At 60.8% G+C, this 22,484-nt stretch carries 25 protein-coding genes and 1 pseudogene; 16 read left to right on the top strand and 10 right to left on the bottom strand.

All coding sequences use genetic code 11. From position 1 onward, the window contains the following. Nucleotides 1–47: 47 nt before the first annotated feature. The gene (locus BPNPMPFG_RS16695) at nt 48–986 is read right to left on the bottom strand and encodes an ABC transporter permease (protein WP_258596604.1); all 939 of its coding nucleotides are present in this window, start codon (nt 984–986) and stop codon (nt 48–50) included. Between the two features lie 74 nt (nt 987–1,060). Further along, nucleotides 1,061–2,638, bottom strand: coding sequence for an ABC transporter substrate-binding protein (locus BPNPMPFG_RS16700; protein ID WP_258596605.1), 1,578 nt, complete (start codon nt 2,636–2,638; stop codon nt 1,061–1,063). Nucleotides 2,639–2,832: 194 nt separating this feature from the next. On the opposite strand from BPNPMPFG_RS16700, the gene BPNPMPFG_RS16705 reads away from it, so the two are divergent. From BPNPMPFG_RS16705 to BPNPMPFG_RS16755, 11 genes and pseudogenes are all read left to right on the top strand, one after another. Then, nucleotides 2,833–3,846 (top strand): GntR family transcriptional regulator, encoded by a 1,014-nt coding sequence (locus tag BPNPMPFG_RS16705; RefSeq protein ID WP_258596606.1) that lies wholly within the window; start codon nt 2,833–2,835, stop codon nt 3,844–3,846. A 25-nt stretch (nt 3,847–3,871) separates the two neighbouring features. Further along, nucleotides 3,872–4,573, top strand: coding sequence for a creatininase family protein (locus tag BPNPMPFG_RS16710; RefSeq protein ID WP_258596607.1), 702 nt, complete (start codon nt 3,872–3,874; stop codon nt 4,571–4,573). Next, the gene (locus BPNPMPFG_RS16715) at nt 4,570–5,589 is read left to right on the top strand and encodes a ketopantoate reductase family protein (RefSeq protein ID WP_258596608.1); all 1,020 of its coding nucleotides are present in this window, start codon (nt 4,570–4,572) and stop codon (nt 5,587–5,589) included. The genes BPNPMPFG_RS16710 and BPNPMPFG_RS16715 overlap by 4 nt, the downstream gene beginning before the upstream one ends. Further along, entirely contained in the window at nt 5,586–6,344 is a 759-nt protein-coding gene (locus BPNPMPFG_RS16720) for an SDR family NAD(P)-dependent oxidoreductase (protein WP_258596609.1), read from the top strand. The genes BPNPMPFG_RS16715 and BPNPMPFG_RS16720 overlap by 4 nt, the downstream gene beginning before the upstream one ends. Beyond that, entirely contained in the window at nt 6,341–7,711 is a 1,371-nt protein-coding gene (locus BPNPMPFG_RS16725) for a dipeptidase (RefSeq protein ID WP_258596610.1), read from the top strand. Before BPNPMPFG_RS16720 ends, BPNPMPFG_RS16725 begins: the two co-directional genes overlap by 4 nt. An 80-nt stretch (nt 7,712–7,791) precedes the next feature. Then, complete coding sequence (locus BPNPMPFG_RS16730; RefSeq protein WP_258596611.1) at nt 7,792–8,727, top strand: succinylglutamate desuccinylase/aspartoacylase family protein; 936 nt, start codon at nt 7,792–7,794, stop codon at nt 8,725–8,727. 39 nt (nt 8,728–8,766) lie between these two features. Then, on the top strand, nt 8,767–9,522 hold the full coding sequence (locus tag BPNPMPFG_RS16735) for a transporter substrate-binding domain-containing protein (protein ID WP_258596612.1): 756 nt from the start codon (nt 8,767–8,769) through the stop codon (nt 9,520–9,522). 143 nt (nt 9,523–9,665) lie between these two features. After that, nucleotides 9,666–11,162 (top strand): annotated as a pseudogene (gene istA / locus BPNPMPFG_RS16740) (IS21 family transposase). Then, nucleotides 11,159–11,917 carry an IS21-like element helper ATPase IstB gene (istB, locus tag BPNPMPFG_RS16745; protein WP_258596613.1) on the top strand — a complete coding sequence of 253 codons (759 nt, stop codon included), beginning with the start codon at nt 11,159–11,161 and terminating at the stop codon, nt 11,915–11,917. The pseudogene istA and the gene istB overlap by 4 nt, the downstream one beginning before the upstream one ends. Nucleotides 11,918–12,251: 334 nt before the next feature. After that, nucleotides 12,252–12,554, top strand: a complete 303-nt coding sequence (locus BPNPMPFG_RS16750; RefSeq protein ID WP_258596614.1) for a cupredoxin domain-containing protein — start codon at nt 12,252–12,254, stop codon at nt 12,552–12,554. Between the two features lie 183 nt (nt 12,555–12,737). After that, nucleotides 12,738–12,902: a hypothetical protein gene (locus BPNPMPFG_RS16755; RefSeq protein WP_258596615.1), complete on the top strand. Its 165-nt coding sequence runs from the start codon at nt 12,738–12,740 to the stop codon at nt 12,900–12,902. Between the two features lie 78 nt (nt 12,903–12,980). Here BPNPMPFG_RS16755 and BPNPMPFG_RS16760 read toward each other — a convergent pair whose 3' ends face one another. After that, nucleotides 12,981–13,169 carry a hypothetical protein gene (locus tag BPNPMPFG_RS16760; protein ID WP_258596616.1) on the bottom strand — a complete coding sequence of 63 codons (189 nt, stop codon included), beginning with the start codon at nt 13,167–13,169 and terminating at the stop codon, nt 12,981–12,983. Nucleotides 13,170–13,428: 259 nt separating this feature from the next. Beyond that, on the bottom strand, nt 13,429–15,459 hold the full coding sequence (locus BPNPMPFG_RS16765) for a DUF3363 domain-containing protein (protein WP_258596617.1): 2,031 nt from the start codon (nt 15,457–15,459) through the stop codon (nt 13,429–13,431). A 455-nt stretch (nt 15,460–15,914) separates the two neighbouring features. Here BPNPMPFG_RS16765 and tnpA point away from each other — a divergent pair, with 455 nt between their 5' ends. From tnpA to BPNPMPFG_RS16785, 4 genes are all read left to right on the top strand, one after another. After that, entirely contained in the window at nt 15,915–16,811 is an 897-nt protein-coding gene (gene tnpA, locus BPNPMPFG_RS43185) for an IS66 family insertion sequence element accessory protein TnpA (protein ID WP_413776863.1), read from the top strand. Then, complete coding sequence (gene tnpB, locus BPNPMPFG_RS16775; protein ID WP_258596618.1) at nt 16,808–17,161, top strand: IS66 family insertion sequence element accessory protein TnpB; 354 nt, start codon at nt 16,808–16,810, stop codon at nt 17,159–17,161. Before tnpA ends, tnpB begins: the two co-directional genes overlap by 4 nt. 133 nt (nt 17,162–17,294) lie before the next feature. Next, complete coding sequence (locus tag BPNPMPFG_RS16780) at nt 17,295–17,438, top strand: transposase (RefSeq protein ID WP_258596788.1); 144 nt, start codon at nt 17,295–17,297, stop codon at nt 17,436–17,438. Between the two features lie 33 nt (nt 17,439–17,471). Further along, a protein-coding gene (locus BPNPMPFG_RS16785) for an IS3 family transposase (protein WP_258596620.1) occupies nt 17,472–18,640 on the top strand; the annotation gives its coding sequence in 2 pieces (ribosomal slippage) (nt 17,472–17,736 and nt 17,736–18,640; 1,170 coding nt in all). A gap of 290 nt (nt 18,641–18,930) precedes the next feature. Here the strand turns inward: BPNPMPFG_RS16785 and BPNPMPFG_RS16790 are convergent. The 4 genes from BPNPMPFG_RS16790 to BPNPMPFG_RS16805 form a co-directional block, all read right to left on the bottom strand. Next, on the bottom strand, nt 18,931–19,314 hold the full coding sequence (locus tag BPNPMPFG_RS16790; RefSeq protein ID WP_258596622.1) for a DUF5615 family PIN-like protein: 384 nt from the start codon (nt 19,312–19,314) through the stop codon (nt 18,931–18,933). 18 nt (nt 19,315–19,332) lie between these two features. Next, nucleotides 19,333–19,986 (bottom strand): DUF433 domain-containing protein, encoded by a 654-nt coding sequence (locus tag BPNPMPFG_RS16795; RefSeq protein ID WP_258596623.1) that lies wholly within the window; start codon nt 19,984–19,986, stop codon nt 19,333–19,335. A gap of 263 nt (nt 19,987–20,249) precedes the next feature. Beyond that, nucleotides 20,250–20,672, bottom strand: a complete 423-nt coding sequence (locus tag BPNPMPFG_RS16800; RefSeq protein ID WP_258596625.1) for a hypothetical protein — start codon at nt 20,670–20,672, stop codon at nt 20,250–20,252. 64 nt (nt 20,673–20,736) lie between these two features. Continuing rightward, the gene (locus BPNPMPFG_RS16805; protein WP_258596627.1) at nt 20,737–20,919 is read right to left on the bottom strand and encodes a hypothetical protein; all 183 of its coding nucleotides are present in this window, start codon (nt 20,917–20,919) and stop codon (nt 20,737–20,739) included. A 201-nt stretch (nt 20,920–21,120) separates the two neighbouring features. Here BPNPMPFG_RS16805 and BPNPMPFG_RS16810 point away from each other — a divergent pair, with 201 nt between their 5' ends. Further along, nucleotides 21,121–21,618 carry a cupredoxin domain-containing protein gene (locus BPNPMPFG_RS16810; protein ID WP_258596628.1) on the top strand — a complete coding sequence of 166 codons (498 nt, stop codon included), beginning with the start codon at nt 21,121–21,123 and terminating at the stop codon, nt 21,616–21,618. Between the two features lie 221 nt (nt 21,619–21,839). Here the strand turns inward: BPNPMPFG_RS16810 and BPNPMPFG_RS16815 are convergent, their stop codons facing one another. Next, nucleotides 21,840–22,049 carry a hypothetical protein gene (locus BPNPMPFG_RS16815; RefSeq protein WP_258596629.1) on the bottom strand — a complete coding sequence of 70 codons (210 nt, stop codon included), beginning with the start codon at nt 22,047–22,049 and terminating at the stop codon, nt 21,840–21,842. A gap of 232 nt (nt 22,050–22,281) precedes the next feature. Next, the gene (locus BPNPMPFG_RS16820) at nt 22,282–22,479 is read right to left on the bottom strand and encodes a hypothetical protein (protein ID WP_258596630.1); all 198 of its coding nucleotides are present in this window, start codon (nt 22,477–22,479) and stop codon (nt 22,282–22,284) included. Between the last annotated feature and the right edge of the window lie 5 nt (nt 22,480–22,484).

The raw sequence follows: 22,484 nt of genomic DNA on the forward strand, positions 1-22,484 counted from the left end.
GAGCCTGAACCGCGACTTTGGCACAGCGCTTTCGGTGACGGCTAGGCTCATCGGGCCACCCTCGGGTCCAGCCACGCCTGGACGATATCGGTCAAAAGGAAGGTCAGTGAGACGAGGATGGCAAGTGCGATCGTCAGTCCCTGCAGCATGGGATAGTCACGACCGTAGATGCTGTCGATCATCAGCCGGCCGGCACCCGGAACGGCAAACACCGTTTCGGTGATGACAGCGCCACCCAGCAGCGTCCCGATCTGCAAGCCGAAGAGCGTGACCATCGAGATCATCGCGTTGCGCAGGACATGCCGGAACAGGATGACATAAGAACGCAGGCCCTTGGATCGGGCAAAGTCGACATACTCGGCGTTGATGACGCCAATGATCGCGGCGCGCAGATTGCGCATCAGCACGGCGGCGAAGCTCAACGCCAGCGTCAAGGCCGGCAGAAATAGATGATAAATCTTGTCGCCAAATGTCTCGCCATAACCGCCGACCGGAAACCATTTCAGCGTCGCGCCGAAAAGAGTGAGCAGCAAGATGCCGATATAGAAGACGGGCATCGACAGGCCAACCTGAAACGCCCCGCGGATGATCGTGTCGGGCGCGCGCTCGCGCTTGAGCGCGGCAACAAACGCCAGCGGCACGGCAAGCAGGAGAGCGATCACAGCCGCCATCGCGGTCAGCATCAATGTCACCGGCAGGCGCTGCAGGATCAACTCCAACACCGGCAGCTTCAGGGTAATCGATGTGCCGAGATCGCCTTGGAAAACGCGGCTCACGAAATAGAGGAACTGGATCGGGATGGGCTTATCGATACCCAGTTCGGCGTTGATGCGGGCGACATCCGCATCGAGCCCACGGTCACCAAGCATGGCGCTGGCAGGGTCGCCGGGCAACATCCGGATCAGGACAAAAGTCACGATCAGGATGAAGACCACGGTGGGTACCATCTGCAGGATGCGGCGGATTATGTAGCTGAAAAGTGACAAACAACCTCCTCGATGCCCGGTGATGAAAACGCCGGCGCGGACCGGCAAGAACCCGATCCGCGCCGATCCCGAAATTACTTATCGAGCCAGGCCTTGGAGAAGATGTTGTTGCCCAGCGGGATTTGCAGGAAGCCGTGAACCTTCTTGCTCAGCGCCACTGGATAGGGCGTTTCATAGAGCGGCACGACGGGACCGTCGGCATTGAAGATTTCCTGAATGCGGGCGTATTCTTTCGCGCGCTTGTCCGCATTGATCTCCTTCTGCGAAGCCTCGAACAGCTTGTCCGCTTCCTCGTTTTTCCAGCCCGAGTGCAGCGCATCGATCGTCGGAGAGTAGACGAAATAGGACGTGATCTCGCTGGGATCACCAATGTCGTCCGTCCAGGCGCTCGGGCGCATGGGGAAGACGCCGTCGCGATACTGCTGGGTCCGGCTTGCATTATCCAGTTGCTGAAGCTCAAGTTTGATGCCGATCTGTCCCCACATCTGCTGCAGGGTTGTGGCAATTCCAATTTCGTCCTGGTTTCCAGCCAGCACAAGGATGCTGGTCGAGAAGCCGTTTTCGAACCCCGCCTCCTTCATCAGGCCCTTTGCCTTTTCTAGATCATAGGGGAAGAGCGGCTTGTCGCCGGCATGCAGCGGGGTTGCCGACGACATATACGACGTCAACGGCGTGCCGACACCGTGGGTAACGATCTGGACGACCGCATCCTTGTTGACGGCGTATTTCATCGCCTCGCGCACCTTCGAATTGGACATCGGATTGTCCTTGCCGGCGAGCTGCGGCCGCACATTCAGTGTAACACCCATGACGCGCGTCGAAGGGAAGAGCTGCATGTCGACGGCGTCGTCGGACTTCAGCTCATTGACGCGTGAATAGGGGATGAGCTCGGCTCCATTAAGTTCGCCCGAACTGAGCTTGAGGATGCGCGTGGCATCGTCGGGGATCACCTCGAAGGTAACGCCGTCGAGATACGGAAGCGGCTTGCCGTCTTCGCCCTGGCGCCAGTAGTGGGGGTTGCGCACCAGCTTCATGGTCGAGCCGCGCTGCCAGGATTCCAGAACGAACGGACCGGAACCAACCGGGTGCTCGGCGAAGGCCTTCGCCTTCTCCGCTTCGGTTGCGCCTGGCGCAGCCTCGAATGCCTTTTGCGGCAGAATGCCGGTGTTGAACACGCTCAGTGCCGACAGGATGGCCGGGTCAGCGTGCTTCAGCTTGATTACAATCGTCTTGCGGTCCGGCGCGGTGACGTCTTCGATCGAGTCGACGATGAAGCCCCAGATGCCATTGCCTGGCTTGGCGGCGCGCTTGAGCGACCAGATCACGTCATCGACGGTAATAGGTGAGCCGTCGGAGAACTTGATGCCGTCGCGCAGCTTCAGGCTCACGCTTAGGCCGTCGTCGGCAACCTTCCACTCGGAGGAGAGGCCGGGCTGCACGCCCTTGCCGTCGTCGGTCGGCAGAAGCAGCGTGTCGTAGAGGTTGGAGAGAACCCAGATGTCGACATTGCCATCGTTCAGCACTGGGTCCAGCAACAGGCTGTCGGCATAGCGACCGTAGGTCATCGTGCCTCCCCGCTCGAGGGCAAATGCCGATACGCTGGCGCCTAGAAGAAGCGCTGCAGCCAGCGCGGTCTTGGCTATTGTCTTCATCGTATTCCCCTTTTTTGATGGTAACTGTTATTGTTGACCATAACGATTTCACAAGCTTTCAAAAGTGTCAACAGCTTTGTCGAGGCATAGAAGCCAGCATTTTCCTTAGGTCGAACGTAGCCGATTGACAAACGGTGAGGAGAAGGGCAGGATAACCGTTATAGTAAACCATAACAGTTGGATCGACCGCGTCTATGGAGTTCTTCATCGATCGCGAGCTGCCAGTGCCCTTGCGCACGCAGCTTCATGGCCTCATCGAATACGGCATCGCTTGCGGAGAATTGCCCATTGGCGAGGTGCTGCCTTCGGTGCGCGAACTCGCGGAGAGGGTCGGGGTGGCGCCTGTGACGGTAAGCCAGGTCTATGCGGACCTGAAAGCTGCCGGCTTGATCGATACGCGGCCGGGCTCCGGCTCCTTCGTGATCGACAGCCAGCAGGCCCGCCTCGCCGGCCGGCCCGACACGAGCAGCCTACACAGCCTCGTCGATCAGCTCATCGAGGAAAGCCGCGCGCGCGGGATCGGCCCGGCCGAACTGGTGTCCCTGGTCAGCTCCAGGGTGTTTCATCGAGACCGGATCAGGCCCCGTTTTCGTATCGCGATGGTCGGGCTCTTTGATGACGCAACAGCAAGCTACGCCGGGTTCATTTCCAGCCGGCTTGGCCGCGGCGTGACCGTCGAGCCCGTCACCATCGCCGCGTTGGAGCGCGACCCCGCCGCCAAGGCGCGGACGAATTCGGCTGACCTTGCGGTGACCTTCGCCAACCGCCATCGCGAGGTCGCTACGCTCGTTACCGACACCAAGGTGGTTGTGATCAGCTTCACGCCGTCGGAAGAAACCCGCATGGCGCTTGCCTCGCTGGACTCGCTCGCCTCCATTGCCGTGGTGTCGCGCTTCCCCGACTTTTTGTCGATCATGAAAAACGGCGTGCAGCGCTTCGCCCCGCATGTGAACGAGATCGTCGCCACGCAGCTGGAAACGCCCGACCTCGGCACGATCATCGCCGGCGCCAGTGTTGTGGTCTACTCCTCCGGCGCGGAGGGAGTCGTCGCCCACCTGCAGCCGGGTGTCCAATCGCTTGAATACCGCCACGCACCGGACACGGCCGACATCGAACGGGTCATCGTTCCGATCATCCGCGCGGCGGGCGGCAAGCCGCAGCCCACAGGCAGCCTGCCACGCAAGCGGCGGACTTCTACCAACACATAGACCGACAATCGGGAAAGGGAATATCGTGAGGGTTTCTGAAACGAACTGGCTGCAGATCGAGGCGTATCTGAGGGCGGATGATCGGGCGATCCTGCCGCTCGGCAGCACCGAGCAGCACGCGCAACTATCGCTGTCTGTGGACTCGATCCTGGCGGAAAAGATAGCCGCGGATGCCGCCGAACCGCTTGGCATTCCGGTCTTCCCGGTAGTTGCCTACGGCATCACTCCCTATTTCCTCGCTTATCCCGGCACGATCAGCCTGCGCCTGGAAACCTATGTGCGGCTCGTGCGCGACATTCTCGATGGCCTGAAGAAACAGGGTTTTCGCCGCATCCTGATCGTCAACGGCCATGGCGGCAACCAGCCGGCGGCCAGTCTGGCCGTCGAATGGATGGCCGACAATCCCGGCACCGCGGTCAAGTTCCACAATTGGTGGAACGCGCCGCAGACCCACATCAAGGTGCAGGAAATCGACACCGTCGCCTCGCATGCGTCCTGGATGGAGAATTTCCCCTGGACGCGTCTTCCCGGCATCGCGCTGCCCACTCAACGCAAGCCGATGATCGACCTTGCGCGCATGCGGGTAATGGACCCGGACGCGGTGCGCGCCTATCTAGGCGACGGCAATTTTGGCGGACTTTACGAACGGCCAGACGAAGAGATGCACGCCATCTGGGAAGTCGCGGTCAAGGAAACCCGCGCGCTCCTCGAAGGAGATTGGGCATGAGCGGTCCAATCGTCATCTGGGGCGCTGGCGCGATCGGCGGCACCCTCGGCGCGGCCTTCATCCGGGCCGGCCATGAGGTGATTTTCGTCGACAATGCTGCCAACCACGTCGCGGCCATCAACGCTAACGGCCTGCGGATCGACGGACCGATCTTTCAGGACACCGTTAAGGCCAAGGCCTTCCTTCCACAGGAGCTCGAAGGTACGTTCGAGCGCGTGTTCCTGTGCGTGAAGGCACATCATACCGAGGCCGCCAGCCGAGAACTCGTCAAGCACCTTGCGCCCAACGGCTATGTCGTCTCGGCGCAAAACGGCCTCAACGAACGCGTCATCGCATCTATCGCTGGTGAAAGCCGGGTTATCGGATGCTTCGTGAATTTCGGCGCCGACTATCTGGAGCCGGGCGTCGTGCACTATAGCGGCCATGGCGCTGTCGTGGTGGGCGAGTTGGACGGCAGGAGAACCGACCGTATCAACGACATCTTCGCTCTGCTACACGCTTTCGAGCCCAAGGCGGTTTTGACGGACAATATCTGGGGCTATCTCTGGGGCAAGCTCATCTACGGCGCCTTGCTCTTCGGCACTGCGCTGACGAATGACAGCATTGCCGATGTGCTGGCCAATCCGGGCTATCGCCCGGTTCTGGCCAAGCTTGCACGGGAAGTCGGCAAGGTCGCCAGCGCCAGAAAGGTGGTGCCGCAACCTTTTGACGGCTTCGATCCGACCGCCTTCGCGCCGACGGCAAGCGCCGCCGACGCCGTTCGTTCCTTCGACGAGATGGTTGCGCATAATCGCAAATCGACCAAATCGCATTCGGGCATCTGGCGCGATCTCGCTATCCGCAAGCGCAAGACTGAGGTCGACGCGCAAATCCTGCCGGTGGTCGAGATCGGCGGCTCGGTTGGCGTGCCGACACCGCTCACCGCCAAGGTAGTTTCCATGATCCACGAAATCGAGGATGGCAAACGTCCGCTCAGCCTCGCCAATCTCGACGAGCTCGCGAGGATCGCAGCATGAAAATCGACTTCGATGGCAAGACCGTCATCGTCACCGGAGCGGCGCATGGTTTTGGCCGCACGATCGCACACGGGTTCGCAAGCCGAGGTGCTGCCGTTCACATCTGCGACGTCAACGAGGCTGGCCTGAAAGAGACCGTTGCGTTCTGCGACGCCAAGGCCCAGGCGCATTTGCTGGATGTCGGTGACCGCACAGCCGTGCAAAGGACCGTCGCGGTCATTGAGGCGAACGCAGGTGCGATCGATATTCTCGTCAACAATGCCGGCGGTGTTCGCGGTCAAGTCGGGCGACCGATCGAAGAGATTTCCGAGATGGATTGGCAGACGATCTTCGACGTCAATCTCTCCGGCGCCTTCTTCATGACGCAGGCCGTCGCTCCTTCGATGAAGCGGCGCAAATTCGGCCGCATCATCAATATCTCCAGCGGGGCAGGTCTTGGCATTTCACTGACCGGTATCCAAGCCTATACCAGCGCCAAAGCGGGCCAGATCGGCCTCACGCGGCAGCTCGCGCATGAACTCGGCCCCTGGAACATCACCGTCAACAATGTCGCGCCCGGTTTCGTGCGGTCCAATCCGTCGACCGAAAGACAATGGGAAGCGATGGGCGCGGAAGGCCAGGCCAAGCTTCTTCAAAACATCGCGCTAAAGCGGCTCGGCCTGCCGGAAGATATTGCCGCCATGGTGATGTTTTTCGCCTCCGACCATGCGGGCTGGGTCTCGGGTCAGGTCATCAGCGTGGATGGCGGCAAATGAGCGAAGTTCAGACCTATCTGGACGCCCATTTCGCTGAAGCGCTGGAAGACCTCAAAGCCTTCTGCCGCATTCCGAGTGTCAGCACCGATCCAGCCTATGCCGAGGGCATCGCCGCCGCCGCCAATTTCGTCGCACAGCGGCTGAAGCGTGCCGGTTTCGCTTCCGTCGATTTGCTGGACACCGGCGGCCACCCCGCAGTGTACGGCGAGATAGTCAGCAACCCCAAGCTGCCGACGGTACTCGTCTATGGTCATTATGACGTGCAGCCACCAGACCCGCTGAAGAAGTGGACGACGCCCCCGTTCGACCCGGATGAGCGTGACGGCAGGCTCTATGCGCGCGGTGTCTCGGACGACAAGGGCCCGCTGCTGATCCCCATCCTCGTGGCCGAGGCCTATTTGAAAACCACGGGGCGCCTGCCGGTGAACCTGAAGGTTCTGATCGAAGGCGAGGAGGAAACCGGCAGCCCGCATTTCGAAGCCACCTTGCAAAAATACCAGGCGCTGCTGGCCTGTGACTTGGTCATTTCCGCCGATGGGGCCATGTGGCGACCGGACCGACCGTCGATGACGGTCGCCAGTCGTGGCCTGGCCGCCTTGGAGGTTGCTGTTAGTGGCGGCTCGAAGGATCTGCATTCTGGCCGTCATGGCGGCAGCGCCCCCAATGCTATTGGTGCGCTGGCGTCACTTCTTGCCTCGTTGCATGGCGCGGATGGCCGCGTGGCGGTCGATGGGTTCCTTGACGGCACCACTCCGCCGGACCCGACGATCATATCCGCCATCGAAGCCGCCGATTTCGACGCCGAAGCCTATTATCGAGAGATCGGTTCACCCAAGCCCGACCCGATCACGGATGGCCGGGCGTTGTTGATCCGCCAATGGCTGGAGCCGACGCTGGAATTCAACGGGATTTCCGGTGGTTACCAAGGCAGCGGCAGCAAGACCGTTATACCATCCTCGGCAAGCGCCAAGATCACCTGCCGCCTTGTTGCCGGGCAGAAGCCCGACCATATCGTTGCGGTGGTGAGGCGGCATCTCGAAGCCCGCCTGCCAGCCGGTTTCGCTCTGGATGTCCATCGGCACGGCCCCGGCAGCGAAGCCTTCTTCGTCAATCCCGATCTGCCGGCGCTGAAGGTGGCCGAGGGCGTGCTGGCTGAATTGCTCGGCCGCCATCCGCTGCGGGTCGCGATGGGCGCGACGATCCCAATTGGAACCGCCTTCCGCAAGCAACTCGAAAGGGAAACGATCTTCTTCTCGTTCTCCACCTCCGACGAGGATTATCATGCGCCGAACGAGTTCTTCCGGCTGGGAAATTTCCGAACCGGCCTCACTGCCTGGGCACTGCTGCTGCAGCGGCTCGCCGCCTAGAGCTTGTCGTCACCCACTGCGCCGCAAGGCGAAAACTTCAGCCCCACCCAGCTTGGACGAGCTTTTGAAAAGGACCATGGATGATGAACACATTGCCGGCTTTGCATACAGGACAACCTCGCGTCGAGTTCGGTCGTGTCAGCCCAATTGCGGAACTCGATATTCCCTTCGCTATCATCGAGGGTTCGCAGCCAGGCCCCTGCCTGCTTATCACCGCCGGCGTTCATGGTTCCGAGTTCTGTTCGATCGAGGCCGCAGTGCGGTTGATGCGAACAAGCCCCCAAGAGATCAAAGGAACGCTACTGATCCTGCCGATCCTCAATGTGCAAGGTTTCCACAAACGCAGCATCTATGTCATGCCGCAGGACGGAAGGAACCTGAACCGCATGTTTCCGGGCAAGCCCGATGGAACGGTGAGCGAGCGGCTGGCAAACTGGCTGGTGACGAACGTCTATCCGTTGGCGGATACCTATATCGATCTTCATGGCGGTGACCTTGATGAAGCGCTCGCGCCGTTCACCATTTTTCCAGCCGGTTGCGAAAAGTCCAAGTCGCTTGCGGCTGTCTTCGGCATTCCGGTGGCGGTGGCGACTGGCAGAGCCGGCAATACGATCGACGCCGCTTACAAGGTTGGCGTGCCAAGCATCCTGCCGGAAGTGGGCGGCAACGGCCTGTGGGGCGAAGCGACCGTAACCCGAATGACCGACGGTATTCGCCGGGTGATGCGCCACATCGGGATGGTTTGCGATGCCCCCGAAACGGTATCGCAGGAACCGCTCAATGTCGTGACAATGTGGGTTCCGACGGCTCCCCGCACAGGATTGTGGTATGCGCGCAAAGAGCTTACCGAGTCCGTCGCTAAGGGCGAACCTCTCGGCGAGATCCGCAATGTCTTCGGCGAGGTTCTGGCCAGCGTGCACTCTGAAAAGGATGGCTTCATCCTCTACCGATTGACCAGCCTGTCGGTCAACGAGGGCGAAGCCTTGCTTGGGGTGGGAACGCCGGTTTCCAGTTAAGCCGCGCGCCGCTGCAATGGACATTACGGAGTAGGCTGCATGACGGCTGATACGGTGACCGGGACGGGATTGGCTGGCTTGGTTGGCGGCGATGTCGCCCGCCTTGAATTGGCGCCGACAGGACCACTTCGGGTCGGCGTCATCGCCGCCCCTGCCCCTTCGACACTTTTCGTCACGTTCGATGGCGAAACCGGGCTCTATCGCGGGGTGACTGTCGACCTGGCAGTGGCGCTTGCAGCGCTGCTGGACGTTCCCCCCGAGATCGTCAACTTCCCGAATTCTGGCGCATGCACGCAAGCGCTCGAATTGGGAGCGATCGACGTGAGCTTCATGCCCGTCGATGACGAGCGGCGCAAAAGAGTGGCCTTTGGCCCAGCCTATTACATCCTCGAAAGCACCTATCTTGTGACGGTCGCCTCCGGCATCACCACCCTTGCCGAGGTGGATCGCGAGGCGGTGCGTGTGGTAGGCATCGCCAATACGACTACCATCCGCAGCGCGACGCGCACCCTGACAAAAACCGTGCCGATGCCCAAGGAGTCGATTGCCGAGGCCGTCGATCTTTTTCTCACCGGGCAAGCGGATGCGCTGGCGCTCTCACGAGACGCCTTCCAGGCATTGCTATCGCAAATGCCGGCGGCGCGCATTCTCGATGGCGGGTTTCAATCGACCGGCATCGCCATCGCGGTTGGACTAAGAAAGCCGGCGGCTCTTTCCTTCGTCAGCACCTTCATGGACGAAGCAAAAACCTCCGGCCTCGTCCGCCGCGCACTCAACGCCGCAGGCTTTGCGTAGTCGACGGGGAAGTCAGTCAACTTGAGAGCGGCGGTGCAAAATTAGTCCACGGTAGCGGCGGGATCGTCCCGCTTCGGGCGGCGTAAAAGCCGGCCACCTATTTTCCTTCTGCGACGAATGCAGGAGGGTTGGGGATCTACACCGTGGAATTATATCTGAAGGTCCGTCTGGCTTGCTCGGAAGGAATGAGCCGGCGTCAGGCTGCAAAGCATTTCAACATATCGCGCGATAGCGTGGCCAAGATGATGTCGTATTCGACGCCGCCGGGCTATCAGCGTCAGTCACCGATCCGGCGGCCTAAGCTGGATGCGTTTGTTTCGACGATCGATCACTGGCTTGATGAGGACATGAAGGTGCCGCGCAAGCAGCGCCATACGGCCAAGCGGGTGTTCGACCGGCTTCGTGGCGAGTGTCGCTTCACCGGCGGCTATACTATCATCAAGGACTACATGCGCGAGCGGGAGCAGCGTCGCTAGGAAGTGTTCGTGCCGCTGTCGCATCCGCCAGGGCATGCGCAGGCCGATTTTGGCGAGGCGATGGTCGTCATTGGCGGTGTGGAGCGGAAGGCGCACTTCTTCGTGCTCGACCTGCCGCATAGCGACGGCTGCTATGTGCGGGCCTATCCGGCGGCTGTGTCGGAGGCATGGGTGGACGGCCATATCCATGCGTTCGCCTTCTTCGGCGCAGTACCGCAATCGATCGTCTACGATAACGACCGCTGCCTCGTGGCCAAGATCCTGCCCGACGGCACCCGCAAGCGCGCTACTCTATTCAGCGGGTTTCTGTCCCACTACCTGATCCGGGATCGTTACGGCCGGCCTGGCAAAGGCAACGACAAGGGGAACGTCGAGGGTCTCGTCGGCTATGCCCGTCGCAACTTCATGGTGCCGATCCCGCAGTTTGCGACATGGGAGATGTTCAACGCCTGGCTTGAAGAGCAATGCCGCAAGCGCCAGCGCGACAGGCTGCGCGGCGAGAACGAGACAATCGGGGAACGGCTACAGCGCGATCTGGCCGCGATGCGCGCGTTGCCGGCCTCGCCCTTCGATGCCTGTGATCAGGCCAGCGCCAAGGTAACGGCCCAGTCGCTTGTCCGCTACAAGACCAACGACTATTCCGTCCCGGTCGCCTATGGCCATCAGGATGTCTGGGTCCGGGGCTATGTCGACGAGGTGGTGATCGGCTGCCGCGGCGAGATCATCGCTCGCCATCCCCGAAGCTGGGAGCGGGAAGACGTCGTCTTCGACCCACTGCATTACCTGCCGCTGATCGAACAGAAGATCAATTCGCTGGATCAGGCTGCACCTCTCCAGGGCTGGAACCTGCCCGAAGAGTTCGCCACGCTGCGCCGCTTGATGGAAGGCCGCATGGCAAAACATGGCCGGCGTGAGTACGTGCAGGTTCTTCGCCTGCTGGAGAGCTTCGAGCTTGCGGACCTGCATACGGCAGTGAAGCAGGCCCTTCAACTCGGAGCAATCGGCTTCGACGCCGTCAAGCATCTGATCCTGTGTCGGGTGGAGCGCCGGCCGCCGCGACTGGACCTGTCCATCTACCCATACCTGCCGAGGGCGACGGTCGAGACGACATCGGCGAAGGCGTATATGCGACTGCTTTCCGCGCATGGGGAGGAAGCGGCATGAGCACTGACGTGCCCGAGATCCTGCTCTCCCATTATCTCAAAACCCTCAAGCTTCCGACCTTCCAGCGCGAATACCAGAAGCTGGCTCGGCTATGCGCCACCGAGGGCGTCGATCATGTCGGATACGTCACCCGGCTTTCCGAAAGGGAGATGATCGAACGGGATCGCCGCAAGGTCGAGCGCCGCATCAAGGCGGCAAAGTTCCCGGTCGTCAAAAGCCTGGACAGCTTCGACTTCACCGCCATCCCGAAGCTCAACAAGATGCAGGTGCTGGAACTGGCGCGTTGCGAATGGATCGAGCGGCGCGAGAATGTCATTGCGCTTGGTCCCAGCGGCACGGGAAAGACCCATGTGGCGCTCGGCCTCGGCTTGGCTGCATGCCAGAAGGGCCTGTCCGTCGGCTTCACCACGGCCGCAGCACTTGTCAGCGAGATGATGGAAGCGCGCGACGAGCGGCGTCTGCTCCGTTTCCAGAAGCAGATGGCAGCCTACCAGCTTCTCATCATCGATGAGCTGGGCTTCGTGCCGCTCTCCAAAACCGGCGCGGAATTGCTGTTCGAGCTGATCTCGCAACGCTACGAACGGGGTGCCACGCTGATCACCAGCAATCTTCCGTTTGACGAATGGACGGAAATCCTGGGGTCCGAGCGTTTGACCGGCGCGCTGCTCGACCGCATCACCCACCACGTCAACATTCTCGAGATGAATGGCGACAGCTATCGCCTCGCGCAAAGTCGCGCCCGAAAGGCCGGCTGAACTACCCTCCAAAAATCGCCGCGCACGCATAAGACCCCCGCTCGGGCTACGCCCTCCCGGACGTCTCATGCGCGCGCCGAAGTGGCCGACTTTTACGCCGCCGCGTGGCCTGATTTTACTCCGCCGTTGACACGCCTCGCCTTTCACCGACAATGGTTCGGCAGAGTAGCTATCCTCCCCAAAGCGCAAGGCCTGCGGCCAACGACTACCTGCCGGTGCAGGCATCAATGAGGAAAGCGAGACGGCACCCATAAAAAGGTTGGCTTCGTGGCATAAAAGCCTGTGCGCCAGCGTTAGTGCAGGATGAGGGTTCGTGCTCAGGAGGAAATCCATCATGCGCACTATGCTCGTTCTTGCTCTGCTCGCCTTTGCCATGCCCGCCTATGCCGCCAACCATGCGGTCCAGATCAAGGGCATGAAATTCAACCCGGCGAAAATCTCGGTCGCCGTTGGCGATACCATCACTTTCACCAATGCTGACCCGATGACGCACACCGCCACCGCGCTTGACGGCTCCTTCGACACCGGCCGTCTCGCCACCGGCAAGAGTGCCAAGGTCAAGGTATCAGCGGCCGGCGCACACCCGTTCCATTGTGCGATCCACAGCTCGATGAAGGGCACTGTCACAGCGAAATAGCGGCATCGTCGCTGGGCTGTCTTCCGCGCGGCGAGTGATTATCGATTTGACAATCACGTCACGCGGAATGACTCGCTAACCGATTGTCGCAAGCGTAGAATCCAATTGTCGCTGGCCACTTTAGCGGGCGCTGGCGCTTGAAAGAGCCGATCACGCTTTCGCCCCTCTGGAGGGAGAGAGCACATGCTTTTCACTGGCATTGCCGATTCGGAACAATTAACGATCCTGACCAAGGCCTTGAACGACCATTGCCTGGCCTGTGGTATCGCCAATGAATCGGAGCGGGAGATGATCGCGATGCTGGTCATGTCGCTGTTCAACAACGGCGCGACAAGTGCTGAGGAATGAAGGCCGGACTTCTCGGGGTCTCAGATCGCAATCAGCGCTATCAGCAGCGTCGCCGCTAGGCGCCTCATTGGCGCACGGTCACCGTGGCGGCCAATTCGGAAACTGTCTGGCCTGGCTGAGTAGCCGCGCTTCTCTGAGGATCGACGCCCGATTAGGGCCAACCATAGAGACAATATCGCTAATCTGTTCCTCGGTGATGCCGGTTTCAATCGCTAGCGCGCGAATGCTTTCAGCAGCCAACTGAGGCCGCCTTGTTTCCTCGGCCATCGAACTAGTCCTTGGCTCCCTCGATCACAGTAAGCCTCCCGCCGCCAGATGGTTCCCTCAGGCGCTCGGCTGCTGCAGTGGGTTTAGTCTGCTCTTCGCTCGAAAGTCGGCTTCCAATCGCTCGCTGCTGGCCTTCGTAGTCGGGGATAAGCCCCCATTCCAGAAACCTCAATCGACCGACCGTTCCTGGCGCACCTTGCGCGTTCAGAAGTGAACCTACATGGACGAGGTGGCTGAGAAACTAGTCATCTCAAAGTCATCACAACCCCAGCCCACGCTTTCTGCCGAAGGTCCACTCGATGCCGCCATTGTCGCGGGCGATGCCGGCGATGTGCTGGCCGATGCGCTTGTCGAGCGTCGGCTGCCAGGGCACGAGCTGGAAGCCGACGCCGTCATCAATCATGGCGAAGCGGCCGGAGGCGAGATTGGCCGTTCCGGCCAGCCGGCCGCTGACATATTCGCCAGCCTGAGCCTTCATAAAGCTCAGCCCGCGCTCGGCCGCCATCACACGGCCGACGCGGGCGACCTCGGTCTGCTCGAGCCGACTGAGCAGATCCTTCGGCGCCCGAATTCGACCGTCGTCCAGGCGCCTGGCAAGGCCCATATCGACGAGACTTTGACGACGCCGCTCCGTTGCGTCGGTGACTTCCCGGCCGAACCCGGCCTGTGCGAGCGGTGTTCGGTTTGCCGAGGCCAGTTCCCGGTCGAGCCAGGTCGCGCCGTCGCTTGTCACCTGATTGTCGAGGTCGAGGAAGGAGAGGGTGCGAACAGTAAAATCCCTGCCCCGGTTGCGGGCGTCGTAGGCAGCACCTTGCTCGGCGATGTCGTCGGGGATCTTCCAGCGGTCGGCATCGATCCGCTCGACGATACCCGCCCGCCGCAGCGCTTCGAGCCGGCGCACATGCGCGCGGATGAAAGCATCGGGATCGCCCTTCACGCGCTCGATCCGCAGCCGTGCCGCTTCCAGATGCTCGCTCGGCCGGTAGATGCCGCCGTGCTCGGCTGCCAGGTCGCGGATATTGAGATCGGCTGCGCGCGGTTCAGCCTTTGTGGGGACCGGCTCGAGGGCGACGATGTGGCCGCGCCTAACCTCGTCGAACTTCGTGTCGTCGCCGGTCTCGAGATAATGCGTGCGTCCGTCGACGCCATCGATGACGACATAGAGCCCGCCATCGATCCCGTCGCCGGCAAGTCCCTTGGCCAGGACCCGTCCTATCACCGGCTCGGTGATCTCTGTGCCATGGGTGACATACTGATTTGGGCCGCGCTCCTCGGCGATGTCGTGGTCGGCGAGTGCCTGATGCATGGTCTTGATGATGTCGTTGCGCGTGCCGAGGTCGCGCAGAACGTGCTCGGCATCACCGGCAATCATCCAACGGCCGGACTCCGTCTCGGAGGCGAGACCGTAATGTTCCAGACACCTGGCCCGATCGATCAGGAGATGGCGGTTGGCGCGCAACGTGTAGGTCTCGCTTGCGCCGGGACGCAGGTCTACGATGCCACGCTCCTCCTGCTCGGCAAGCAGCATCCGGTCGAGGCGGGTCAGCCGCTCGGCCTCCACCTCGGCTCTCAGCTTGTGGGCGATGTCGATCTCGGTCTGCGGTCCGAGCTCAAGCGTCACCAACTCGCCAGCGCGATGGCGGATGCCGTGGGCGATATAATCGCCGGCGATGTTGAGCACCTTGCCCTGATCAGTCACGCCGCGCACCAGGATGTGAGTGTGAGGGTGGCCGGTGTTGTGGTGGTCGACGGCGATCCAGTCGAGCCTGGTTCCGAGATCGCTCTCCATCTGTCGCATGAGATCGCGGGTGAAGGAGCGCAGGTCCTCCATCTCGACGGCATCCTCTGGAGCGACGATGAAGCGGAACTGATGCCGGTCGCCACGGCAGCGGTCGATGAACGCTCTGCCCTCGTCATTGTCGCGACCGTCTTCGAGCGCAGAATAGACCCGGCCCTTCTCGCCGTCACGCGCCACCCCGTCGCGCTCAAGGTAGCGCAGATGGGCATCGACCGCCCGGGTTGAGACGCCTCGCATCTTCGGACCGCGCGCGCCACGCTGGGACGCGAACTTGACCACGCGTGCCTTGACCATCACCCGCCGCGCCCGGAAGCGGCCTCCGCCCCCTTCCCGGCCCCAGCCGCTGCCGTCGCGCGCCAGGCCAGCGGCGATGCTGGCGCCGCGTCCCCTTGCGTTGAACCGGCCGCTGCCCTTGCCCGCTGACCCGCCGACTCGGTTCGGATTGCCGCCGGCCTTGCGGACGGCGATCTTCACCTGCGCGAGAAACGGCATCGCACTTGGGCTGACCCGCGTGCCGCCGCTTCGCACACGCCCAGGCCTGACACGGAAATCTCTGTCGTCACGGTCCACCATGACGGCAGGATCAGCGGCGGATTGAGGCTCCGCAAGACGCCGCAAGCTCTGATCGTGCTCCAGCGTACAAAGACTGGCAGTGGCGCGGAGACGGCGGATCACACATCGCGGCGGCGCAACGGATTTGCGAGCACCATCAGTGCGTTAACGGCACTACCGCCGCCGCCCACACGTCTCAAAGTCTCGGAAGGGCTCCGTTTTCGCAGGCGGAAACAATGTGCAGACAACAACTTACCGAGCAAAGCGAGGTGCGGGCGCAAGCTCGCTTTATCTTGCCGTCCTAATCGGTTGTGTAAGCGTCCGGTCTCTGCACCCAGATCGAGTAGTGCAAAATCGCAGCATGTCGGGTTCCTTCGTTGCATGGAGGATCTCCGGTGAATTTGAGACATTTCGAGAACAAGGCGCGGCAATCCTATTGGGTGGTTCACGTTGAGGCGTGGCAGCGCAGCGGACTGACGCGGACGGAATACTGCCGTGTGCATCGCCTGACGAAGGACACGCTCGATCGTTGGCTGAAGTACTTCGCGGGCAGCGACGCGGCGCGTAAGCACGCGGAATATCAGGCGGAATTGCGCCGTCAGAAGCGCCTGGAAGAGCGAGCGAAGCGGCAGAAAAAGCGGGCTCGGCTGCGCTTTGCGGTGAGCACGGATGTGCGTGACCGTGCTGTCCAGGCGTTCTGGGCGATGCATGTTGAAGCGATGAACTGGAGCGGCATGGGCGTTCGCGAATACGCCGCCGCATTGCAGCTCTCGCCGTATTCGCTGCGCCTCTGGCGTGACCGACTGGACGAGGGCGAGGTCGAAATCGACTGGCGGGCGCATCTTCATCCCTCCGCCCGTCCGTCCGTTAGCACTAGTGCTAACGGAACTCCGGCGGAATCGAGCTTGACGGCCTCATCGAAGGATGATCCGGGGCCGCCCCGGGAACCTGCCCGGCGCTTCTTCAGCGACGGGGAAAAGCACGCCATCGCTCTGGAGAGCGACCAGCCCGGCGCCAGCGTCTCGCAGGTCGCGCGCAAGCACGGGATCGTCACGGGCATGCTGTTCCGCTGGCGCGTGCAGTTCGGCGTGGCGCAGAAGAAGCGCGCAAAGCTGGCGCCCGTCGCGCTGGCTGACGGCTGGCCAGCGACACTTCTGTTGCGTGACCTCGTGCAGCCGCCGGATGGAATGACGGCGATCGATCTGCCGGACGGACGGCGTGTCTTCGCACCTGCCGGCAGCGATACGGACGCCGTTCGTGAGCATCTCGAAAGCGAAGGAACGGAGCCATGATGATCGTTCCCGCCGGGATGAAGGTGCATCTGGCGCTGGGCTACACAGACATGCGCAAAGGTCTCGACGGGCTCGCCATGCTGGTGCAGCAAACGCTGAAGCAGGACCCGTTCTCGGGTCATCTGTTCGCCTTCCGGGGCAAGAAGGCGTCGATGCTGAAGATCCTGTTCTGGGACGGAAACGGCCTGTGTCTGTTCACTAAACGGCTCGACCAGGGCAGCTTCGTGTGGCCGGTGATGGCCGGCTATGATGGCTCGATCACGCTGACGCCAGCGCAGCTTGCTATGCTGATCGAAGGCATTGACTGGCGCGCTCCCGAGCGTGTCTGGAGACCAGCTCGGGCCGGCTGAAAACACTCCGCCGATCGTTGCGGAAATGGCCAGAATCCTTGGGGTCGTGGGCCTCTTGTGATAGAATCGAGCATGCGGCTCGACCTTTGATTTGCCCTCCGACGTAGACCTCCTGCACCGGCTCGTGCGCGAGATGGCGAGCGTGGTCGAGAGTCGCGATGGGGAGATCGAACGCCTTCAGTCGATCATCAAAAAGCTCCAGCGGGCTCAGTTCGGCCGGCGCTCCGAACGCCTCGATCCCGACCTGGTCTGCCCCCTGAAAAGTGGTCCTCCCTGATGTATGGCTTTCGAGCCGATGGAGGACTTAAGAATGCCGAGAAAGAGACACGCTGCAGAAGAGATCGTCACGAAGCTTCGGCAGGTTGACGTTCTGAGTTCGCAGGGCAAATCGATCGCCGAAGCGATCCGATCGATAGGCGTGACGGAAGTAACATATTACCGTTGGCGGTCCGAATACGGCGGTCTGAAGGGCTACCAGGTTAAGCGTCTGAAGGAACTTGAGACGGAGAACTCGCGGCTTCGGCGGGCCGTCTCCGACCTGACGCTGGACAAGATGATCCTGGCGGAAGCTGCGCGGGGAAACTTCTAAGCCCCGCGCGTCGCCGTGCTTGCGTGGATCGTGTTGTTGCTGAACTTGGCGTTCCCGAACGACGGGCGTGCCGGGTTCTCGGTCAGCATCGCTCCACGCAGCGCAAGGTTCCGACGACACCTGATGATGAAGTGGCCTTGACCGCCGACATCATCGCGCTTGCCCTCCAATACGGCCGCTACGGCTATCGTCGCATCACGGCGATGCTGCATCGTGCGGACTGGGTGGTGAACGTCAAACGGGTCGAACGGATCTGGCGGCGTGAGGGGCTGAAGGTTCCGCAGAAGCAGCCCAAACGTGGCCGTCTCTGGCTGAATGATGGTTCGTGCATCCGGCTGCGGCCGGAATATCCCAACCATGTCTGGTCCTACGACTTTGTTGAAGATCGCACCCACAACGGAAGGAAATTCCGCATGCTCAACGTGATCGATGAGTTCACAAGGGAATGCATCTCTATCAGGGTAAGCCGGAAGCTAAAGGCCGTCGACGTGATCGATGTTCTGGCCGACCTTTTTATCCTGCGCGGCATCCCAAGCCACATCCGGTCCGACAACGGCCCGGAGTTCATCGCCAAGGCTTTGCGCGAATGGATTGCGGCTGTCGGTGCCAAGACGGCTTACATCATGCCCGGCAGTCCTTGGGAGAATGGCTATTGCGAGAGCTTCAACTCAAAGCTCCGTGACGAGCTGCTCGACGGCGAAATCTTCTACACGCTGAAGGAAGCCCAGATCGTCATCGAAGGATGGCGACAACACTACAACACGGTGCGCCCGCATTCATCTCTGGGCTACAAACCGCCGGCGCCAGAAGCAATCCTGTGGCCGGCTGCGCAACCCGGACCAGCTTCGCCGGCCACCCCGGCCGTAGCGCCAAGACCAAGCATGCACTAACATTCAACATGGATCACCCGATGGGGGCCGGCCAGAAAGCCTAGCGAATGACGCGGCTGAAATGATAAATGCTGAGTCGCTCGTCGAGGCCCTCACACGGCTTCGGTTTGAAGTGCCGGCCGGGAGGTGCAAACTCTCGGTCGGTGCGCCTAGGCTGCGCCCGTTCTTGGAAATCGTCAAGCGATGACGGGCTTACTTGCCCAGCCCCTGAAAAGCAGGCTTCGCAGATGCCGACGCGGTCGCCGCGGCGTGTCCCTGAAAATTGGCCCGCCGGCTCACGGTGGCGGGCTTTACCTGTTTGACCGGATAAATGAAGTTCCGATTTGCAAATGCATCCGCGTATCGGCGGCAGCTTGCGCAATGGCGAATTCAGACACAACGAAGTCTATGGCTCGCTCTAAACGTTGCGCAGCTTGATATTCGGAGCATCGAAGCCAGATGCGACTTAGCCGTCTAAATCGAGCCTTTTGTCCGATTGGGATTCTAGGAGAAATGCTTTCGAAATCGCCATCGAAAGAAACAAGTACGCGCTGATCTTCCTCTGCCGCCGCGGCAACCAATGGGTCAACGGCGCCGGCAGGCAGAAGATCGCGAACAAACTCTATATTGTGCCCCAGTGCCCCAAGTGCGTCTGATACGGAAACCGGAACATTCTCATCCAGCATAAAACGCATGCATTGATTTGAATGCTTTTACGCGCTTTTGGCGAGTCCTTTTTCATGCCGAAGTGCTTCTTGGATATCCTCTCGTGTGAGAGAGGGGTATTCCCGCATTATATGATCCTCTGAGAAGCCCGCTTCTGCATATCTGCGAATGGTCGCCGTTGGGATGCGGGTCCCCGAAATGACCCACGAGTTTCGCATCGTGAATTTATGTCTATCCACATGACCAATCTGGGACGTGTCGCGTTTCTTGAGTTCCAGGACCTTTGCGGATACGTCGCTGATCACATCGATGATCGGGAGCATGGCATATTGCCCGTCACGTAAACTCTCAACCTTGCTCGTGTTCGGATCCAGGAAATGGACCACCTTCTTGACGACATAGAGCTTGGTGTCGGCCCAATGCTCGTACCCTCGCCGGATAAGCTTAGCGGCGACACGCTTGAGTTCCTGAAAAGAAATATGATGGCCGTTGCGAAGAACGGATAGCGTTTTCAGTCCTACAATATCCTTGAATGAATAGATGCGGCTGTAGGCCTCCGCGCGCTTTTCGTAGGCGTGTCGCGGCACAAAAAAGCCGCGTCGGTCCCAGGCGCGCAGCTGCCCCTTTGTCAGGCCTGTCAGCCGAACAGCATGGTCTTCGGTGAAGACCGCGATAACCGGGCTTGTCTCGGCAGTGGCCATAATGCGATCCTACGCTCACTTTCAAGTCAGAAGAAGGGCCGATGTTCCGCTTTCCCGATGACCGGCCGGCGTTGAATTCATCCCTGAAAATGGCGGCGGCGCCGGAGTGAGGTTGCGGAAATGAAATACCGGCTTGCTATGGCTCTCTTGGCCTTCGCCCTAGCGGGCAAAGCTTGCTCTAAGCGAGCCCGCCGCTCCATTTGCGAAGCGACGGCTCCAGCATTGCCGAGAGTTTGGGGGCGGCCGTGGGCCGCACCTTCTCGTTAAGCTGGTATCAGGACGGCGATGCGGTGGACGCCAACCACTGCACTTGTATTTGTCGCCTCGTCGGTCTTGCCCTTGGCGCACGTATACATGTCGCCTTCCTTGAGCTTGAATTCCTTGTCCACCTTTTTGATGGTGAATTCGCCCGCAGCGATTGTGCACACCATATCGTTGTCCATCATCATTGCCGGAGCGTGTGCACCGGGCTGAAAGACCACGTCGACAATTGCGATGCTCTTGTAGGCGGAAATATCTGCATTGCCGGTGCCGACCTCCACTATCCTGACTCCGGGCGCAATCTCCTTGCCATCCTTCGGGCCATATTCCTTGGTTTTTGCAGATGCCGCCAAGGCGAACAATGGCGTTACGGCGGCGGCCGTCACACCGAGAGCGATTGCAGATCTGCGATTCATGTTATCCATCGCATCCTCCCTTATTGTCACGCGTGAATGTGCGGGACGGTTCATATTAGCAGAAATGCATTTGCTAGGCTCTTCCCGATTTACCCCGGCGCTTAGGGTTAACTTTCGGCGTGATCGTCTCGATCCGCACCTTGTCGCCGATTTCCTTTGCCATAGACAGCGCCTTGTCCTTGGTGGTCAGCACCGTACGCCAGTGCGGCTTCTCGAAAACGCTCACGACGTAGGTTGTGGCCGGCTTGTTAGTCATCTCTGCCCCTGTGAGTTGAAGAGCCCGCGCTCCCGGCCGTCGGCGCGCGGCCGATCAGGCTAATCGCCCGATCTTCGGCAGGCGATGGCCCTCAGCCTCTTGTGCGCGGTTTGATTTAGCGCAAGGCGTTGGGTGCCAGCCGCGGGCAGGATGACGGGCGGGATGTAGAGCGCTTCTGCTGCCGTCCTTAAGGAGATTGTCATGAAAAGAATATCGAGAAGGGCAGCAATCGGGCTCGCTGCCGTTATGCTCATGGCCGGCGGCGCCGGTGCCGCCCAGGCTGCTTCGACTGTCAAGGTCTCGCTGTGGGACAAGGGGGCGAGCGCGGAGATGCCGACGGGGCTCGCTTATGCGACGCCGGGCCTTGATATCACCAAGGCGACCATGGGGATCAAGGCGTCTCCGGGTTCGGTGAAGGCGGGCGCGGTCACATTCAAAGTGAAGAATGACTCCAAGGACACCATTCACGAGATGATCGTGATGTTTATGGCCGATCCAACCAAGCCGCTTCCTTATATCAGCAACGAGAACCGCGTCGACGAAGACAAGGCTGGCGACAAGGGCGAGGTTTCGGAGCTCGATCCTGGCAAATCAGGCACATTGACCGTCGATCTGAAGGCTGGAAAATACCTGCTGATCTGCAACGTGCCAGGTCACTATGGGGCGGGCATGTGGGCTGAATTCACTGTCAATCCATAGGAATGCCGTTGGCTGCATGGACCTAGCGATTCTTGGGCTTGATCTCTTCGATCTCGGCGCCCGCGCCGACTCTGTAGACTGACACCGCGACTAGGCGCATAGTTCGCCCATGTCGCTGCCTCAACGCACCGATCTAACGAACGGAGCGCGGGCCGATCGGAGGGCCGATCTTCGGTAGGCGATGGAGGGCACCACCTGCCGCCATTGCGGACATGCCGCAATCATGTTCCAGCGAGCGAGGCGGCTAGGTGCGCGTGGTTGTTGAAGAGCGCCACCTTGTCGGGATAGGTGATCCTGATTTTCCGCCGGCATCCCTCGCACTCATAGCTGGCGACGACGCGGAACCAGGAGCCAGTTTTGGTCAGGACCAATTGACAGTGCGGGCATTCGAAAGTCAGATCGAAAGACATTAGGCTCTGGGACAGAGACATTGCAGGGCTCCGAACACAGGCGGGAGCACCGAAGTTGGCTTCCAAGCGTCCGTATGCCGTAAGAAGACGGACGACCTGCGGACAGTATGCCTATTGGGCCAATTGGCCAATGAATTCGTCGCGCCTCCTCTAGAGCCTCACCAGCGCGCGTTCACCCTGGCCGCTCTCCAACATCGGCGAAGCGCCCCGCACTTCCTGGCGGGTGCCTGTGGCCAGTCTGCGCTATTGGTTATCATGCGTCCGTCTGGTCTTGCTCAATCCAGTCGCGCCAATGGGTAGGATGGACGTCGACATGCATTCCACCAAGCGCGTGCTTCCACCCTTCCAAAGTCCTTTCGCAGGGAAATACCAGCGCGTGCATGCCTTCCTCGTCCAGAACGGCTAGTTCCAGGCTCTGGAAGAATGGCGCGTTGAGGATCGACTGCCACATCAAAC

The sequence above is a fragment of the Mesorhizobium sp. AR07 genome (assembly GCF_024746815.1).
In the GTDB taxonomy this organism is placed as follows: domain Bacteria; phylum Pseudomonadota; class Alphaproteobacteria; order Rhizobiales; family Rhizobiaceae; genus Mesorhizobium.

What these genes read in the sequence shown, in the direction of transcription:
- BPNPMPFG_RS16700 (WP_258596605.1), bottom strand. Translation starts at nt 2,638, where the DNA reads ATGAAGACAATAGCCAAGACCGCGCTGGCTGCAGCGCTTCTTCTAGGC.
- BPNPMPFG_RS16705 (WP_258596606.1), top strand. Translation starts at nt 2,833, where the DNA reads ATGGAGTTCTTCATCGATCGCGAGCTGCCAGTGCCCTTGCGCACGCAG.
- BPNPMPFG_RS16715 (WP_258596608.1), top strand. Translation starts at nt 4,570, where the DNA reads ATGAGCGGTCCAATCGTCATCTGGGGCGCTGGCGCGATCGGCGGCACC.
- BPNPMPFG_RS16720 (WP_258596609.1), top strand. Translation starts at nt 5,586, where the DNA reads ATGAAAATCGACTTCGATGGCAAGACCGTCATCGTCACCGGAGCGGCG.
- BPNPMPFG_RS16725 (WP_258596610.1), top strand. Translation starts at nt 6,341, where the DNA reads ATGAGCGAAGTTCAGACCTATCTGGACGCCCATTTCGCTGAAGCGCTG.
- BPNPMPFG_RS16730 (WP_258596611.1), top strand. Translation starts at nt 7,792, where the DNA reads ATGATGAACACATTGCCGGCTTTGCATACAGGACAACCTCGCGTCGAG.
- BPNPMPFG_RS16735 (WP_258596612.1), top strand. Translation starts at nt 8,767, where the DNA reads ATGACGGCTGATACGGTGACCGGGACGGGATTGGCTGGCTTGGTTGGC.
- istB (WP_258596613.1), top strand. Translation starts at nt 11,159, where the DNA reads ATGAGCACTGACGTGCCCGAGATCCTGCTCTCCCATTATCTCAAAACC.
- BPNPMPFG_RS16750 (WP_258596614.1), top strand. Translation starts at nt 12,252, where the DNA reads ATGCGCACTATGCTCGTTCTTGCTCTGCTCGCCTTTGCCATGCCCGCC.
- BPNPMPFG_RS16755 (WP_258596615.1), top strand. Translation starts at nt 12,738, where the DNA reads ATGCTTTTCACTGGCATTGCCGATTCGGAACAATTAACGATCCTGACC.
- BPNPMPFG_RS16760 (WP_258596616.1), bottom strand. Translation starts at nt 13,169, where the DNA reads ATGGCCGAGGAAACAAGGCGGCCTCAGTTGGCTGCTGAAAGCATTCGC.
- BPNPMPFG_RS16765 (WP_258596617.1), bottom strand. Translation starts at nt 15,459, where the DNA reads ATGCCGTTTCTCGCGCAGGTGAAGATCGCCGTCCGCAAGGCCGGCGGC.
- tnpB (WP_258596618.1), top strand. Translation starts at nt 16,808, where the DNA reads ATGATGATCGTTCCCGCCGGGATGAAGGTGCATCTGGCGCTGGGCTAC.
- BPNPMPFG_RS16780 (WP_258596788.1), top strand. Translation starts at nt 17,295, where the DNA reads ATGGCGAGCGTGGTCGAGAGTCGCGATGGGGAGATCGAACGCCTTCAG.
- BPNPMPFG_RS16790 (WP_258596622.1), bottom strand. Translation starts at nt 19,314, where the DNA reads ATGCGTTTTATGCTGGATGAGAATGTTCCGGTTTCCGTATCAGACGCA.
- BPNPMPFG_RS16795 (WP_258596623.1), bottom strand. Translation starts at nt 19,986, where the DNA reads ATGGCCACTGCCGAGACAAGCCCGGTTATCGCGGTCTTCACCGAAGAC.
- BPNPMPFG_RS16800 (WP_258596625.1), bottom strand. Translation starts at nt 20,672, where the DNA reads ATGGATAACATGAATCGCAGATCTGCAATCGCTCTCGGTGTGACGGCC.
- BPNPMPFG_RS16805 (WP_258596627.1), bottom strand. Translation starts at nt 20,919, where the DNA reads ATGACTAACAAGCCGGCCACAACCTACGTCGTGAGCGTTTTCGAGAAG.
- BPNPMPFG_RS16810 (WP_258596628.1), top strand. Translation starts at nt 21,121, where the DNA reads ATGAAAAGAATATCGAGAAGGGCAGCAATCGGGCTCGCTGCCGTTATG.
- BPNPMPFG_RS16815 (WP_258596629.1), bottom strand. Translation starts at nt 22,049, where the DNA reads ATGTCTCTGTCCCAGAGCCTAATGTCTTTCGATCTGACTTTCGAATGC.
- BPNPMPFG_RS16820 (WP_258596630.1), bottom strand. Translation starts at nt 22,479, where the DNA reads ATGTGGCAGTCGATCCTCAACGCGCCATTCTTCCAGAGCCTGGAACTA.